The following is a 15,216-nucleotide window of genomic DNA, read 5'->3' as shown; positions in this document are numbered from 1 at the left end:
CTAAGGGTATATAGTAATGGCAAGATTAAAATCTTTATACAATGATAAGCTAAAGCAACAAATCAAAGATGAGCTTGGCTTAGAAAATGTCATGCAAGTGCCAAAAATCACCAAAATCACTCTAAATATGGGTGTTGGTGGTGCAGCACAAGATAAAAAACTACTTGAAGGTGCCTTGGCAGACATGACTGTCATCGCTGGTCAAAAACCAGTTGTTACCAAAGCACGCAAATCAGTGGCAGGCTTTAAAATTCGTGAAGAATGGCCAATTGGCTGTAAAGTTACCCTTCGTGGCGACCAAATGTACGAATTCTTAGACCGCTTAATTGCCATTGCGATTCCTCGTATTCGTGACTTCCGTGGTTTTTCTGCAAAAGCATTCGATGGTCGTGGTAACTACTCGCTAGGTATCAAAGAACAAATCGTTTTCCCTGAAGTTGATTTTGATAAGATTGACCGTATTCGTGGTCTTGACATCACCATCACAACGACTGCTGCTAATGACGACCAAGGTCGTGCATTACTAAAAGCATTCGGTTTCCCATTTAGATAAGGTAAACGTTATGGCTAAGAAAAGCATGATTAATCGCGAATTAAAACGCGAAAAAACAGTTGCTAAGTACGCCGAGAAGCGTGCACAGCTAAAAGCAGTCATTAGCGATGTGAATGCCAGTGATGAAGAGCGTTTAGACGCAATGCTTGCTCTACAAGCATTGCCACGTAACTCATCACCAGTTCGTTTGCGTAATCGCTGTGGCTTGACTGGTCGTCCACACGGCTATTTCCGTAAATTTGGTCTATCACGCAACAAACTGCGTGAGCGTGTAATGCAAGGTGATGTACCTGGCGTTCGTAAAGCTAGCTGGTAAGGAGTATCGCAATGAGTATGCAAGATCCAGTTGCTGATATGCTAACCCGCATTCGCAACGCACAATCAAGAAATAAGCCAAGTGTAGAAATGCCTGCTTCTAAGCTACGTAAATCAATTGCTGATTTATTGGTTGCTGAAGGCTATCTAACTTCTGCTGAAGTTGTTGACGGCGAAAACAACAAAAAAGTTCTAAACATTGAACTAAAATACTACCAAGGCAAAGGTGTTATCGCTGAACTTAAGCGTTATAGCCGTCCCGGTCTACGCCAATATCGTGGTAAAGATGAACTACCAAGCGTTCAAAAAGGCTTGGGTGTTGCCATCATTTCTACCAGTAAAGGCATCATGAGCGACCGTGCAGCACGTGCAGCTGGCATTGGCGGTGAAGTTATCGCTTTGGTTGCCTAATCACTTTACTTGTTATTTTATTTAAAGTGATAAAAAATAAAAATCCTTAGTTTACTCTAAGGATTTTTTGTGTTATAATACCCTGCTTTTTTAACCAATTTAAATTATCTTGGATGGTGAGAGTTGGTTATTATTCGTTGCCATCAATTATTGATGGTTGTTTTTATCATTAAAGGAAATTCCTATGTCTCGTGTGGCTAAAGCCCCAGTAACGCTACCTGCGGGTACCAGCGTTACTTTGAACGGTCAGCAGGTTGAAGTTAAAGGCAAGAATGGTTCTTTGTCTTTACGCCTGCATGATTTGGTCGAGCTAAAGCAAGAAGATAACGTGGTTACTCTTGCTCCTGTCAAAGACACCAAAGAAGCGTGGATGCACACAGGTACTGTGCGTGCATTGTTGAACAACATGGTTCAAGGTGTGAGTGAAGGTTTTGAACGTCGTTTGCAACTTATCGGTGTTGGTTACCGTGCCCAAGTTGCTGGTAACGTAGTAAACCTTAACTTAGGTTTCTCTCACCCGATTGCTTACAATCTTCCTGAAGGTGTGACTGCCGAAAGCCCAAGCCAAACCGAAATCGTTCTAAAATCAAACGACAAGCAAAAATTGGGTCAAGCAGCAGCTAAGATTCGTAGCTTCCGTCCGCCAGAGCCTTATAAAGGTAAAGGTGTTCGTTATAGCGATGAAGTGGTTCTTCGTAAAGAAGCTAAGAAAAAATAAGTAAGGTGAGCAAACATGTTGGATAAAAAATCAGCTCGTCTTCGCCGAGCAAAAAAAACCCGTGCCCATATCCGTCAATTAGGTGCTAACCGTTTGACCGTTACTCGCACGCCACGTCACATCTATGCCCAAATCATCGCCCCAACAGGTGGTGTGGTTTTGGCTCAGGCATCAACCCTTGACTCAACCCTTCGCTCAGGTGCGACTGGTAATGTTGAAGCAGCAAAAGCTGTGGGTGCACTGATTGCAGAGCGTGCAAAAGCTGCGGGCATCACTAAGGTTGCATTTGACCGTAGTGGTTTTAAATATCATGGCCGTGTTAAAGCATTAGCTGACGCTGCTCGTGAAAACGGATTGGAGTTCTAATCATGGCAAAAGTTGAACAAACTGACGGTTTGGTAGAAAAATTGGTTGCCGTTGACCGTGTGGCAAAAGTTGTAAAAGGTGGTCGTATCTTCTCTTTCACTGCATTGACAGTGGTTGGTGATGGTAATGGTCGTGTTGGTTTTGGTCGTGGTAAGGCTCGTGAAGTGCCTGCCGCCATCCAAAAAGCACTAGAAGCTGCTAAGCGTAACATGATTACTGTTGAGCTTGCTGGTACAACACTACAACACCCTATTAATGCTCGTCACGGCGCATCAAAAGTATACATGCAACCTGCATCAGAAGGTACTGGCGTTATTGCTGGTGGTGCAATGCGTGCTGTGCTAGAAGTTGCTGGCGTTCAAGACGTATTGGCAAAATGCTATGGTTCTACCAATGCTGCCAACGTGGTCTATGCAACCTTTAAAGGTCTGCGTGACATGGTTTCACCAGAGCAAGTTGCTGCTAAACGTGGCAAATCTGTTGAAGAAATTTTGGGCTAAGAGTAGGTGAGTGTTATGAAAACAATGAAAATTACTCAAACTAAGTCTAGCTCACACCGTTTGGCAAGCCATAAAGCCTGCCTAAAAGGTTTGGGACTACGTCGCATCGGTCATACCGTAGAAGTAGAAGATACACCATCTACTCGTGGTATGGTAAATCGTGTACATTACATGGTTAAAGTGGAGGAAGCGTAATGGGTCTTCGTTTAAATGAACTTGCCCCAGCAGTGGGTGCAAAAAAGACTGCCCAACGTCGTGGTCGTGGTATTGGCTCAGGTCTAGGTAAGACTGGTGGTCGTGGTATCAAGGGTCAAACTTCACGTTCAGGCTCAAGCATTCCAGCAGGCTTTGAAGGCGGTCAAATGCCTATCTATCGCCGTTTGCCAAAATTTGGTTTTACCAGTCAGTTAGCCTTGACAACTGCCGAAGTGCGTTTGTCAGAGCTTAACAAAATTGAAGGCAATGAGGTAACACTTGAAACGCTAAAAGCTGCCAACATTATCCGTGGTGACATGAAGCGTGCTCGTATTATCCTATCAGGCGAGATTAGCCGTGCTTTAACCTTTAAAGGCGTAAAAGTTACTAAAGGTGCAAAAGAAGCCATCGTTGCCGCTGGCGGTAGCGTCGAGGAGTAATCCATGTCTAAATCAACGCCTAAATCAGGCATTCCATTAAATCCATTGGCTTTTATTCGTAAGTACGATGAGCTGTGGCATCGCATGTTATTTTTGCTTGGGGCGTTGGTTGTCTATCGTTTGGGTTCGCACATTCCTGTGCCAGGCATGAATCCCATTCGTCTTGCTCAATTTTTTGATGGCAGTCAAAACACCTTTTTGGGCATGTTTAACATGTTCTCAGGTGGTGCTTTGGAGCGCATGTCCATCATGGCATTGGGTATCATGCCTTATATCTCAGCATCCATTGTGGTGCAGATGATGTCGGCGGTGATACCTTCGCTTGATGCCCTAAAAAAAGAAGGCGAATCAGGTCGGCGTATTTTGAATAAATACACCAGACAAGGTACACTGGCTTTGGCATTTGTGCAAGCGGTCGGTATGTCAGCAGGTCTTGTTGCTGGTGGCTTGACATTGAGTTCTGGCTTGACTTTTATGATTCCTGCGGTAACTTCATTGGTTGCAGGAGCGATGTTCTTGATGTGGCTTGGTGAGCAGATTACTGAGCGTGGCATTGGCAACGGCATATCCATGCTTATTTTTGCCAGTATCATATCAAGTGCCCCTGGCATGATTGCAGGTGCATTTAGTCAGGACATGAACTTAATGGTTGTCCTTATCTTTGCTTTGCTCGGCTTAGCAGTGACGGCTGGTATTGTTTATATTGAACGTGCCCAACGTCGTGTGCCTGTTAATTACGCCCAAAAACAGCAAGAAGGGCGTAAAGTTTATGCTCAGCAACAATCACATTTGCCATTAAAGCTCAATATGGCAGGGGTGATTCCAGCAATTTTCGCCAGCTCATTGCTGATGCTGCCTGCAAGTTTGGGGCAATGGTCAGGTTCTTCGGCGAATCCAACCACACTGCAAAATATCATGCAGAACATCTCACTCATCTTGCAGCCAGGCAGTCCTTTGTATCTATTACTGTTTGGCGTGCTAATCATCTTTTTCTGTTATTTTTATACAGCATTGATGTTTAATCCAGGTGAGGTGGCAGAGAATTTAAAGCGTAGTGGTGCTTATATTCCTGGCATACGCCCAGGACAGCAAACGAAACGATATTTGGATTTTGTCCTAAATCGCCTAACGTTTATTGGTGCGATGTATATGGCAATCATTTGCCTAATGCCAATGGTGATTCAAACGTCATTTGGCGTGCCTTTTCAGTTGGGTGGTGCATCTTTATTGATTATGGTGGTTGTACTTATGGACTTCATCGCACAGGTGCAAGCACATCTGATGACCCATCAATACCATGATCAAACTTTAATCCAGTCTAAATGACATTAGGAGTAGACATGAAAGTTCAAGCGTCTGTTAAAAAAATCTGTGGCAGTTGCAAAATCGTACGCCGTAAAGGTAAAGTATTGGTTATTTGCAGTTCAGAGCCACGTCATAAGCAACGTCAAGGTTAATTTTACAAATTAATACTTGCAATTTTGTAGCGGATATTGTATTATCCGCTACTTGCCATGCTGTTATCTAGGATAGCAGTAGAGTAAAACAGCAAATGCCTAGCATTTGTGCTAACGGAGAGAAATCAATGGCTCGTATTGCCGGTGTAAACATTCCGGACAACAAACACGCTGTGATTTCGCTAACTTACATTTTTGGTATTGGTCGCACTACCGCTAAGAAAATCTTAGCAACTGTAGGTATTAGCGAGACTACCAAGATTGGTCAGTTAGATGATTCACAACTGGATGCTGTTCGTGCAGAAGTTGCAAATTACGCTACTGAAGGTGACCTTCGTCGCGAAATTTCAATGAACATCAAGCGTTTGGTCGATTTGGGTTGCTACCGTGGTCTTCGTCACCGCCGTGGTCTTCCAGTTCGTGGTCAACGCACTAAAACTAACGCGCGTACCCGTAAAGGTCCTCGCAAAGCAATTAAAAAGTAACTAATTTAGGAAGCTAAAAGATGGCAAAAGACACTCGTAGCCGCAAAAAAGTGGCACGTCGTTCGGTATCTGAAGGTATCGCCCATATCCATGCGTCTTTTAATAACACCATTGTAACCATTACCGATCGTCAAGGTAATGCATTGGCTTGGGCCACCTCAGGTGGACAAGGCTTCCGTGGTTCACGTAAATCAACGCCTTTTGCCGCACAGGTTGCTGCTGAAGTTGCTGGTAAAACAGCACAAGAAACCTATGGTGTTAAAAACGTTGATGTCTTGGTTAAAGGTCCAGGACCAGGTCGTGAGTCTGCGGTTCGTGCATTAGGTGCATTGGGTTATAAAATTAACAGCATTAGCGATGTAACCCCGATTCCACACAACGGCTGCCGCCCGCCTAAGAAACGCCGCGTTTAAGGAGATAACTCATGGCCCGTTATATTGGTCCAAAATTAAAATTGTCTCGCCGTGAAGGTACTGACCTGCAACTAAAATCAGGTGTAAAAGCTTACGACGTTAAGACAAAAAAATCAGGTCGTGTACCTGGTCAGCATGGCAATAGCCAAAATAAAGCCTCTGAATACGCTCTACAACTTCGTGAGAAGCAAAAAGTAAAACGTATGTATGGTGTGCTTGAGCGTCAATTCTCAAACTACTATAAAGAAGCTGCTCGTATGCGTGGCGCTACTGGTGAAAACCTACTTGGCATGCTAGAACGCCGTTTGGATAACGTTGTTTATCGTATGGGCTTTGGTGCTACTCGTGCAGAAGCACGTCAGTTGGTGAGCCACCGTGCAATCCTGCTAAAAAAAGCAGGTCGTGATGAGTTTGTTCGTGTGAACATTCCTTCAATCCAAGTTCAAGACGGTGATGTGATTGCTGTACATGAGAAGTCAAAAGAACAACTTCGTATCAAAAACGCAGTAGAGCTTGCGACTCAACGCGGCATTCCAGAATGGCTAGAAGTTGACCACAGCAAACTACAAGGTATGTTTAAAACTGCTCCAGATCGCAGTGACCTACCTGCTGAAATTAACGAAAGCTTGATTGTAGAACTATATTCTAAATAATCCGAACTAATCGAGGTGACTTATGACAAATGTAACTGAGTTTCTAACACCGTCTGCAATTAATGTAGATACGGTTAATGAAACGACTGCTAAGGTCACGCTCGAGCCGTTAGAACGTGGCTTTGGGCATACACTAGGTAATGCTCTTCGTCGCATTCTTTTATCTTCGTTGTCTGGTGCTGCCGTGATTGAAGCTGAAATTGAAGGCGTTGATCATGAATATTCAACACTAGAAGGTTTGCAAGAAGATGTATTAGATTTGCTTTTGAACCTAAAAGGCTTGGCAATCATTTTACATGACCAAAACGAAGCTTATTTAACATTGGATAAAAAGGGTGCAGGCATTGTAACTGCTGCTGACCTTGAACTGCCACATAATGTTGAGATCGCCAATCCTGAATTGGTGCTTGGTACGTTAAGTGAACGTGGACATTTAAAAATGCGTCTGCGTGTGGTGACAGGTCGTGGCTATGAGCCTGCCAATCAACGTCGTGAAGATGCCAATTCTAAAGCGATTGGACGTTTGAAACTTGATGCAAGTTTTAGCCCTATATTGCGTGTGGCTTATGATGTTGAGAATGCTCGTGTTGAGCAACGTACTGACCTTGACAAGCTTATCATTGAGCTTGAAACTAATGGTACGATTGACCCTGAAGAGGCGATTCGTAAGGCTGCTACGATTTTGCAACAACAAATTGCAATATTCGTTGATCTAGAAGCCGAGGAAGCCCCTGAGCCAGTTAAAGAAAAAGAAGAGATTGACCCTGTGCTATTACGCCCAGTGGACGACCTTGAACTAACGGTTCGTTCAGCAAACTGCTTGAAAGCTGAAAACATTTACTACATCGGTGATTTGGTGCAACGTTCTGAGACTGAACTTCTAAAAACACCAAATTTAGGTAAGAAATCATTAACCGAAATCAAAGACGTACTTGCGTCAAAAGGTTTGGAGTTGGGCATGCGTTTAGAGACCTGGCCACCAAGCGATTTGCGAGTTGATGACCGTTTTTCTTACCGTAGCCGTTAATTTTAAAGGATACTGACCATGCGACATCGTAATAGCGGAGTCAAGCTGGGTCGCACCAGCAGCCATCGTAAGGCTATGTTCCAAAACATGACCAATTCATTGATTGAACATGAGCTAATCAAAACCACGTTGGTAAAAGCAAAAGAGCTACGTCGTGTAGCAGAGCCACTCATCACTTTGGCAAAAGAAGACAGCGTTGCTAATCGCCGTCTTGCTTTTAATCGTACTCGTAACAAGGCAACCGTTGGTAAGCTTTTTAATGAGCTAGGACCACGTTACAAGACTCGCCCAGGTGGTTATTTGCGTATCATCAAATGCGGTTATCGTGATGGCGATAATGCACCAATGGCTTATGTGGAATTGGTTGACCGTCCATAATAGTCACTATTTCTACGAAAACCAAACCTTTTTAAGGTTTGGTTTTTTTATTGCATGGATTTTGGTTTGTTGGTGTTTTTGATAAATAAAAAGACGATTGATGTCAAATTATAGTTGAAAACTTTAAAACTAGGACGAGTCTGCCTTTGCTATTTTCCATGCAAAAATTGATTGAATCATCAAATTTTTATCATGTCTAGAAAAATGTTACCAATGGTGAGTGCGTCTTGTTAATTTGTGCTGTATTAAATTTAATTTTAGTAAGTGGTCATGTCAAACTTTCTATTAAATATAAGAATGAGAACTTTGTAAAATGGGTCTTATCTTGAACAGTTGTTGTTTGGTGGGGTGTGGTATGATTGCTCTGTGCGGTAATTGGGAAAAACATTTTAAAGCAGTGATAATCTATGCTACAATAACACCGCTTTTTAGCAAAATCTAGCCAGCTTTGGGGCGTGCCTGACTTTATATATTTGCAATGAAAAATGAGAAAAATCGCACGTTTTTCAAGGAAAAAGTGAAGTTTGATAGTCGTTCTATCAAACGAGCTTTTGACGATGAAAAACAAGATTTAGCCATTTTTTATGCAAAAACAGAGTTGTATCTCTGACGTGTTTAAAAATGCAAAAGTGTTATTAAAGTTAGGCACGCCACAGCCAGCCAATCACAAGGAACTCACATGACTGTCATCAAAAAAGACGACTTTATCCAGTCCATTGCAGATGCATTTCAATACATCAGCTACTATCACCCCACCGACTATATCCAAGCCCTAGCCGAAGCCTTAGAGCGTGAAGAAAACCCTGCTGCTCGTGATGCCATGACCCAAATTTTGGTAAATAGCCGTATGTGTGCCGAGGGCAAACGCCCGATTTGCCAAGATACAGGGATTGCGACCGTGTTCCTAAAAGTTGGCATGAACGTAACTTGGGAGTCTGATATGAGCGTGGCGGATATGGTAAACGAAGGCGTTCGCCGTGCCTACAATCACCCTGATAATACCCTGCGAGCGTCTGTACTTGCCGACCCTGCGGGCAAACGAGTGAACACCAAAGACAACACCCCTGCCGTCATTCACATGGAAATCGTGGCAGGCGACAAGGTGGAAGTTACCTGTGCTGCCAAAGGGGGTGGTAGCGAGAACAAATCCAAACTTGCCATGCTAAATCCGTCTGACAGCATTGTGGACTGGGTGTTAAAGAGCATTCCTGAAATGGGTGCAGGCTGGTGTCCCCCGGGTATTTTGGGTATTGGTATTGGTGGCACGCCAGAAAAAGCAACCCTTTTGGCCAAAGAAAGTCTTATGAGCCACATTGACATTCATGAGCTAAAAGCCAAAGCCGAAAGCGGAGCAGAGCTATCTACCACAGAGAGCCTACGCCTTGAACTCTTTGAAAAGGTAAACGCACTTGGCATTGGGGCTCAGGGCTTGGGTGGTCTTACTACCGTGCTTGATGTCAAAATCCTAGACTACCCAACGCACGCAGCGTCTAAGCCTGTGGCGATGATTCCTAACTGTGCTGCCACTCGCCATGTGGAATTTGAGCTTGACGGTACAGGGGCGGTAAACCTAGAACCACCAAGCATGGACGTGTATCCTGACATTACTTATAGCCCTGATAGCGGCAAGCGTGTCAATGTGGACACCCTAACCAAAGAAGAAGTGGCGACATGGCAAACAGGCGATGTGCTACTGCTTAACGGCAAAATCTACACAGGGCGAGATGCCGCTCACAAACGCATGACTGACATGCTAAATAATGGCGAAACCTTGCCTGTGGACTTGTCGGGCAAGCTCATCTACTACGTTGGGCCTGTGGACCCTGTGCGTGATGAAGTGGTGGGGCCGGCAGGGCCGACAACTGCCACTCGTATGGATAAATTTACCCGTCAAATGCTAGAACAAACTGGTCTTTTGGGTATGATTGGTAAATCCGAGCGTGGTAAAATCGCCTGTGAAGCCATTGCCGACAACAAAGCAGTCTATCTCATGGCGGTGGGCGGTTCGGCATATTTGGTCTCAAAAGCCATCAAAAACGCCAAAGTGGTTGCTTTCCCTGAGCTTGGCATGGAAGCGATTTATGAATTTGAAGTCAAGGACATGCCCGTAACGGTGGCGGTAGATAGCAATGGTGTATCGGTACACGCCACCGCCCCAAAAATTTGGCAAGCCAAAATCGGTAAAATCCCTGTGGTGGCAGGCTAAACGCTTGATAGATGTCTGATAAATAAACCGCAGCACACCCCAAAGCAAGGTCTTTGGGGTGTGTTTTTTAGGTCATAAAAGAAAAGCAACCAAATCGCCAAAATTATCAAACACCCCATCAGGGCGACTGTCCGCAATCGGCTCGCCATAGTTATAACCATAGGTTAGGGCGAGCGTGGTTATCCCTGCATTTTGCCCTGCTGTGATGTCATTTTTGGAGTCGCCCACCATGACCGCTTGCGATTTATCCACGCCAAGCGTGGTGCAAATATGCAAAAGCGGAGCAGGGTCAGGCTTTTTAGTGGGCAAACTGTCGCCCCCGATGATGCAGGCGAATTTGTCCGTCCAGCCCATGTTTGCCAAAATGTCGGGCAAAAATTGGGCGGGCTTATTGGTACACAGGGCAAGCGTCAAGCCTTGTTTGATAAGGCGATTTAGCCCGTCTGTTACCCCGTCATACTCTACTGTCTTACCTTGACAAGTGGTATATTCTGTCAAAAACAGCTCATGGGCGTGGTGCAAATTATCAAGTGATAAACCCGCCCATACCAATGCCCGTTCTACGAGTTTGGTGGAGCCGTTGCCCACCCATGTTCGCACGTTGTCGGTGCCAGCAGGGGGCTTGTCAAAATGAGCAAGCATTTTATCCACGCCGTCCGCCAAATCAGGCACACTGTCAATGAGCGTGCCATCCAAATCAAAAATGATGAGTGATTTTGTCATAAATTTGCCTATTTTTTAAAATTTACCAAAAAATTTACCCTAAATTTTATTAAAAAATCAGGGCGTGCCTACCGTTGATAGCATTCTCATAAGATATGGTAAAAATTTGATGATTTCAATCCATTTTTGCAGGAAAAATGGCTATCTGACCACTTAAATCGTGTAAATTTTTAAGGTTTTTACTTAATTTTTTAAATTTAAGTGGTCGGATTGTGGCTCGAAGTCAAAATCCTTGTCGATATTTCAATATCAACTGCGAACTTTCCTTGAAAAACGTGCGATTTTTCCTGTTTTTCATTGCAAATACCAAAGGCAGGCACGCCCTGTAACATTGACCAAAAAACTGGCGAAAATGGGCGTAAATTGTAACAATTTATGTAAAACTTGCCGATTTTGCCCAAATTTGACTGTTTTAATGGCGTGCTTTGTCAAAAGGCTGGGCAATTTTTTTAAAATTTATCAAAAAATTTTAAAAAATGGCGGTATTTTGGGATTTTTGGCTGTGAAATGGGATAAATAAGCTGAGTTTTGGGATAATTTTGGCAAAATAACGCAATATTTGAGCATGGATTGTGATAAAAGTAACAAAATATTGCAAAAGACATCCAATGTAAAAGGGGGTGGGGGTAAATTTTGCAAAACTTTACATTTAACACCACAAATACGCACAGTTTTTTAGAAATATTTTGTTACTATACACACATCGGCACTGATGATGAATTCGTCAGATGGCGACATAATAAACAAACTCGGTGCTTGCACCATAATTGGAGAGAAACCATGAAAACATTAAACAAAGCCCTACTAGCTCTTGGTGCGTCATCACTATTGGCAATGAGTGCCACTGCTGCTGTAAGCTACGGTGCAAATAGTGTGGGTCAGCCTTATGTGGGCGTAAAAGTAGGTCAATTTGACGTTGATAACGCTCGTGGTCATAAAGGTGACTTGACTGCTTATGGCGTATATGGTGGTTATAACTTCGACCAAAACGTCGGTGTTGAGCTAGAATACCAAGGTGCTGATAGCGAAAAATATAACCATAATGGCAATGAGTACGAACTAAAAGCGAAGACTTATGGTGCGTATGGTACTTATCGTTACCACTTCAACAACTCACCAGTCTATGCCAAAGGTAAATTGGGTCTGTCTAAAACAGAAGTTGAAAACAAAACAACCAACAGCAACCTATATTCTAGCGAAACAGACAAAACGTCAATCGCTGGTGGCGTAGGTCTAGGTTTCCAACCAACCGCTAACTTCGGTATCGAAGCAGGTTATAACTACCTAAACTCTGATGCCAACATGTGGGGCGTAGGTGCTCACCTAGCATTCTAATCCTAGTATTCTCAGTTTAGCACTCCATGACATGAACAGCCGTAAAGCAATTTACGGTTGTTTTTTGTCGTTCAAAGTATCGTAAACTCAATTATAATCGTTTAACTTGAAAATGCACCACCAAAGGGCGTGTTGAACATTGATAACATTCTTATAAAATAAGATGAAAATTTGACAATTTCAATCAATTTTTGCATGAAAAATGGCTAAATCTTGTGGCTCGAAGGCGAAAACTTGTCTGATAGAATAACTATCAGCCTACGTTTTTTCCTTAAAAAACGGGCGATTTTTCTCATTTTTCATTGCAAATACCAAAGTTCAACACGCCCTAATAAAAAAGGGGCAAATCATCGCCCCAATTTTTTATTTTGCATTTTTATTTTTGCTTGCTATACTGCTTTTATCGTTGCTGTTGCCACGACATTGCCATGCTCTCTCATCTCTAACATAAGCCCGTTTTCATCATCGCTAAGCACATGCCAGTCGCCCACGCCTTTGGGCAGACCGTTGGCGGTGACGCTGATGCATTTATTTTTTAGGCGAATCATCGGTGGGGTGTGTTTGTAGATGGTGGCTTGCCCGTCTTGTTGGATGATTTGCCCTGCAATGACACTCGCCTGTGAGCGGTGGGGGGCGACATAGCGACAAGGCACGCCATCAATGCTGATACAGTCGCCTAGGGCATAGATGTCAGGCACACTCGTTTGTAGGGTTTGGGGATTGACGGCGATGCCTGTGTGTTTGTTAAAGGTCAGATTGGCACGCAAGGGCAGGCGTTCGTGAACGTGAAGTCCTGTGGCGACGATGATTTCATCGACCAGTAAGGGGCTGACCGTCTCGCTGTCGCAGTCAAATAAGTCAATCTCATAGCCGTGTGCGGTGGCATTTACACCTTTGACCATGCTATGACCAAGCCAATTTACCCCAAGGGCTTCGATGGCATTTAAAATCCGCTCGCCCGCCACGGCAGGCAGTAGGGCGGATAAGGGTCTGGGATGTACGTCAATGAGACTGACCTTGTGACCTGCCTTTATCAAATCTTCGCTCAGCTCGGTGCCAATCATGCCTGCCCCGATGATAGCGACGTGCTTGGGGGTGGTTAGGCGGGATTTGAGTTCGTCAAACCGTTCCAAATGATTGACGTGCCATGCCATCTCTTTGGCGATGGTGGGCGGATAGGCAGGGCTGGCACCGATGGCAAGGATGAGTTTGTCATAATACACCGTACCACGGGTGGTATGCAGACTCTGGGTGTGAGTGTCAATGTTGGTGACGTAGGTGTTGGCAAGCAGACGTACGTTGTTGTCAAGGGCGGACTGACTGCCCGTGGCACGCACCAGTTCGGCTCGTCCTTTGCCTTGGGATAGGGCGACCGACAGCATGGGCTTGTGATAGCGGTCGGCGTCATCGGCACTGATGAGTGTGATGAGCAAATCCTTGTCCAAAGCACGCAAAGCGTCTACCATCGCCCAACCTGCAAGACCTGCCCCAACGATGACCACGCCACGCTCGGTGCGGTCAAAGACGACAGCAGGAGCGACATGGCTTGTCTCTTCATAAGGCTCAAAGTCGCTCTTGCGTACGCCACATAGTGGACATTGCCAATCATCGGGAATGTCTTCAAAGCGAGTGCCAGCAGGCAAGCCATCTTCGGGGTCGCCTAATTCTTCATCATAGATATAGCCACAGGCAAGGCAGATGAATTTACGCCATGCACCACGACCATCGGTGGGGGAAGTTGTCATGATTACCTTTTTATATAAATTTAAATGAAATATTCAATCGGACGAACTTTGGGTTCATCCATCAGCTGATGAGACAGATAACGCAAATGCTTGATGGCAGGCGTGACAATCGCCACAAACTGAGCTTCACGCAGACGGCGTTGGGGGTGGGCGGTCATCAGATAACCTTTTGCTCCTTGATGAAGCATGGCAGATTGGGTGGCTTTTAGGGTGAGCATTGCCTCTTGTTCACGCACGTTTAGCACGTCCAAGAAAAACTCTTTGTCGCTGTTAAAGGGGTCTTTGCCAAGGCTTAGGGTTTTGGCGACCAGGTTATCAAGCTCCAAGGTCAGACTGCCTGCTTGGTCTTCTAAAAAGGCGTTAGAGACTGCCGTGCCTTCTTTGATGTCATCAATGGCTCCCATGATAATCCCTGCCCCGATACCAAGTTGCATGAGCACAAACGCCGAGCGAATACGGGCGATAAAATCTTTGCAGGGCAAGGCGATGATGTCATCGGTGCTGATGGGGTAGTCGGTCAGCTCAATGCGTAGCGTGCTAGACCCTTCCATGCCACTAAACGCAGGGCAAGGGTGCAGTTGCCATGAGCTTTGGCGTGCCTTGTCAAACTGTAAAAGGAAAAAAACTTCATCGTCCGTGCCGTCTATCTGTGCCACGGCACCGCAGTATTGACCGTCTTTGATGTGGCTAATCCACGGCAGGATGCCGCTGACTTTGTAGCCGTTGCCGTCCTTTTTGGCGACAAATTTCATGCTCTCGATGTTCGCCCATGTCTTCATCGGGTTGGACAGTGCTGTACCGCCAAAGGTGTTGGCAAGGGCATGGTTGTCCAAAAATTCGCCCTTTAACAGGCTGTTGTCCGATTGGTCAATATACAGCCCCATCACTTGATGACACCATGTCAAAAAGGCGGTCGTGCCACACACTCGCCCTACGTTGGCATTAGCAAGGATTGCCAAATCAAAACGGTTGCCGTGGGCGTTTAGGTGCGGGGCGAACAGTCCTGCCTTGCCCAATTCTGCCATCTCAGCAAGGGGGTAATAACCCTTGTCAATGTCGATGACTTTGGGGGCGATGTGCGTGTCGGCGAGTGTGGCGATGTTGTCTAAAAAGGCGGTTTGGTCGGTAAAGTGAAACATGAAAAGGCTCTTATGTCGTTTTGGAATAAGTGGTATTATAAAATGAAAGGATGGGCTTGTTATTTTCCAATTTGGCATAAGTATAGCATATTTGGGAACATGGCGATAGGAGTGTGTACATTTATTCGCATTCGCCATGTACAGCTAACAAAATTGA

General features: G+C 44.8%; 21 protein-coding genes. 18 read left to right on the top strand and 3 right to left on the bottom strand.

The window, feature by feature from the left end:
* Window positions 1–16: 16 nt before the first annotated feature.
* From rplE to IM753_RS02095, 17 genes are all read left to right on the top strand, one after another.
* Window positions 17–553, top strand: coding sequence for a 50S ribosomal protein L5 (gene rplE / locus IM753_RS02170; RefSeq protein WP_029102640.1), 537 nt, complete (start codon window positions 17–19; stop codon window positions 551–553).
* Between the two features lie 10 nt (window positions 554–563).
* Window positions 564–869, top strand: a complete 306-nt coding sequence (gene rpsN, locus IM753_RS02165; RefSeq protein WP_029102641.1) for a 30S ribosomal protein S14 — start codon at window positions 564–566, stop codon at window positions 867–869.
* Between the two features lie 11 nt (window positions 870–880).
* Complete coding sequence (gene rpsH / locus IM753_RS02160) at window positions 881–1,279, top strand: 30S ribosomal protein S8 (RefSeq protein WP_029102642.1); 399 nt, start codon at window positions 881–883, stop codon at window positions 1,277–1,279.
* A 184-nt stretch (window positions 1,280–1,463) separates the two neighbouring features.
* Window positions 1,464–1,997 carry a 50S ribosomal protein L6 gene (gene rplF, locus IM753_RS02155; protein ID WP_065255090.1) on the top strand — a complete coding sequence of 178 codons (534 nt, stop codon included), beginning with the start codon at window positions 1,464–1,466 and terminating at the stop codon, window positions 1,995–1,997.
* Window positions 1,998–2,015: 18 nt separating this feature from the next.
* Window positions 2,016–2,363 (top strand): 50S ribosomal protein L18, encoded by a 348-nt coding sequence (rplR, locus tag IM753_RS02150; protein ID WP_029102644.1) that lies wholly within the window; start codon window positions 2,016–2,018, stop codon window positions 2,361–2,363.
* Window positions 2,364–2,365: 2 nt separating this feature from the next.
* Window positions 2,366–2,863: a 30S ribosomal protein S5 gene (rpsE, locus tag IM753_RS02145; RefSeq protein ID WP_029102645.1), complete on the top strand. Its 498-nt coding sequence runs from the start codon at window positions 2,366–2,368 to the stop codon at window positions 2,861–2,863.
* Window positions 2,864–2,878: 15 nt separating this feature from the next.
* Complete coding sequence (gene rpmD / locus IM753_RS02140; protein WP_062498703.1) at window positions 2,879–3,058, top strand: 50S ribosomal protein L30; 180 nt, start codon at window positions 2,879–2,881, stop codon at window positions 3,056–3,058.
* Window positions 3,058–3,498 (top strand): 50S ribosomal protein L15, encoded by a 441-nt coding sequence (gene rplO, locus IM753_RS02135; protein WP_065255089.1) that lies wholly within the window; start codon window positions 3,058–3,060, stop codon window positions 3,496–3,498. Before rpmD ends, rplO begins: the two co-directional genes overlap by 1 nt.
* A 3-nt stretch (window positions 3,499–3,501) precedes the next feature.
* Window positions 3,502–4,824: a preprotein translocase subunit SecY gene (gene secY / locus IM753_RS02130; RefSeq protein WP_062498701.1), complete on the top strand. Its 1,323-nt coding sequence runs from the start codon at window positions 3,502–3,504 to the stop codon at window positions 4,822–4,824.
* Between the two features lie 14 nt (window positions 4,825–4,838).
* The gene (rpmJ, locus tag IM753_RS02125; RefSeq protein WP_036364264.1) at window positions 4,839–4,955 is read left to right on the top strand and encodes a 50S ribosomal protein L36; all 117 of its coding nucleotides are present in this window, start codon (window positions 4,839–4,841) and stop codon (window positions 4,953–4,955) included.
* A 128-nt stretch (window positions 4,956–5,083) separates the two neighbouring features.
* Window positions 5,084–5,440: a 30S ribosomal protein S13 gene (rpsM, locus tag IM753_RS02120; protein WP_029102649.1), complete on the top strand. Its 357-nt coding sequence runs from the start codon at window positions 5,084–5,086 to the stop codon at window positions 5,438–5,440.
* A gap of 20 nt (window positions 5,441–5,460) precedes the next feature.
* Window positions 5,461–5,853 carry a 30S ribosomal protein S11 gene (gene rpsK / locus IM753_RS02115; RefSeq protein ID WP_003656963.1) on the top strand — a complete coding sequence of 131 codons (393 nt, stop codon included), beginning with the start codon at window positions 5,461–5,463 and terminating at the stop codon, window positions 5,851–5,853.
* Between the two features lie 11 nt (window positions 5,854–5,864).
* Window positions 5,865–6,506 carry a 30S ribosomal protein S4 gene (gene rpsD, locus IM753_RS02110; protein WP_065255088.1) on the top strand — a complete coding sequence of 214 codons (642 nt, stop codon included), beginning with the start codon at window positions 5,865–5,867 and terminating at the stop codon, window positions 6,504–6,506.
* Window positions 6,507–6,528: 22 nt separating this feature from the next.
* A complete protein-coding gene (gene rpoA, locus IM753_RS02105; RefSeq protein ID WP_065255087.1) occupies window positions 6,529–7,533 on the top strand; it encodes a DNA-directed RNA polymerase subunit alpha in 1,005 nt (334 codons plus the stop codon).
* 18 nt (window positions 7,534–7,551) lie between these two features.
* Window positions 7,552–7,911 (top strand): 50S ribosomal protein L17, encoded by a 360-nt coding sequence (rplQ, locus tag IM753_RS02100; RefSeq protein ID WP_029102652.1) that lies wholly within the window; start codon window positions 7,552–7,554, stop codon window positions 7,909–7,911.
* A 478-nt stretch (window positions 7,912–8,389) separates the two neighbouring features.
* Window positions 8,390–8,521, top strand: coding sequence for a hypothetical protein (locus IM753_RS13185; RefSeq protein ID WP_255518622.1), 132 nt, complete (start codon window positions 8,390–8,392; stop codon window positions 8,519–8,521).
* A 69-nt stretch (window positions 8,522–8,590) separates the two neighbouring features.
* Window positions 8,591–10,117, top strand: a complete 1,527-nt coding sequence (locus IM753_RS02095; protein ID WP_065255086.1) for a fumarate hydratase — start codon at window positions 8,591–8,593, stop codon at window positions 10,115–10,117.
* A gap of 72 nt (window positions 10,118–10,189) precedes the next feature.
* On the opposite strand, the gene IM753_RS02090 is transcribed toward IM753_RS02095, so the two are convergent.
* Window positions 10,190–10,840, bottom strand: coding sequence for a phosphoglycolate phosphatase (locus tag IM753_RS02090; protein ID WP_065255085.1), 651 nt, complete (start codon window positions 10,838–10,840; stop codon window positions 10,190–10,192).
* Between the two features lie 780 nt (window positions 10,841–11,620).
* Here IM753_RS02090 and IM753_RS02085 point away from each other — a divergent pair.
* On the top strand, window positions 11,621–12,175 hold the full coding sequence (locus tag IM753_RS02085) for a porin family protein (protein ID WP_065255084.1): 555 nt from the start codon (window positions 11,621–11,623) through the stop codon (window positions 12,173–12,175).
* A gap of 389 nt (window positions 12,176–12,564) precedes the next feature.
* On the opposite strand, the gene IM753_RS02080 is transcribed toward IM753_RS02085, so the two are convergent.
* The gene (locus IM753_RS02080) at window positions 12,565–13,920 is read right to left on the bottom strand and encodes an FAD-dependent oxidoreductase (RefSeq protein ID WP_065256899.1); all 1,356 of its coding nucleotides are present in this window, start codon (window positions 13,918–13,920) and stop codon (window positions 12,565–12,567) included.
* Between the two features lie 20 nt (window positions 13,921–13,940).
* Window positions 13,941–15,059: an acyl-CoA/acyl-ACP dehydrogenase gene (locus IM753_RS02070; RefSeq protein WP_194108548.1), complete on the bottom strand. Its 1,119-nt coding sequence runs from the start codon at window positions 15,057–15,059 to the stop codon at window positions 13,941–13,943.
* Window positions 15,060–15,216: the final 157 nt, after the last annotated feature.

It is taken from the genome of Moraxella sp. K127, assembly GCF_015223095.1.
GTDB lineage: Bacteria > Pseudomonadota > Gammaproteobacteria > Pseudomonadales > Moraxellaceae > Moraxella.
Note: the sequence above shows the minus strand (reverse complement) of the source record. Positions and strands in the feature narration are given on the sequence as shown.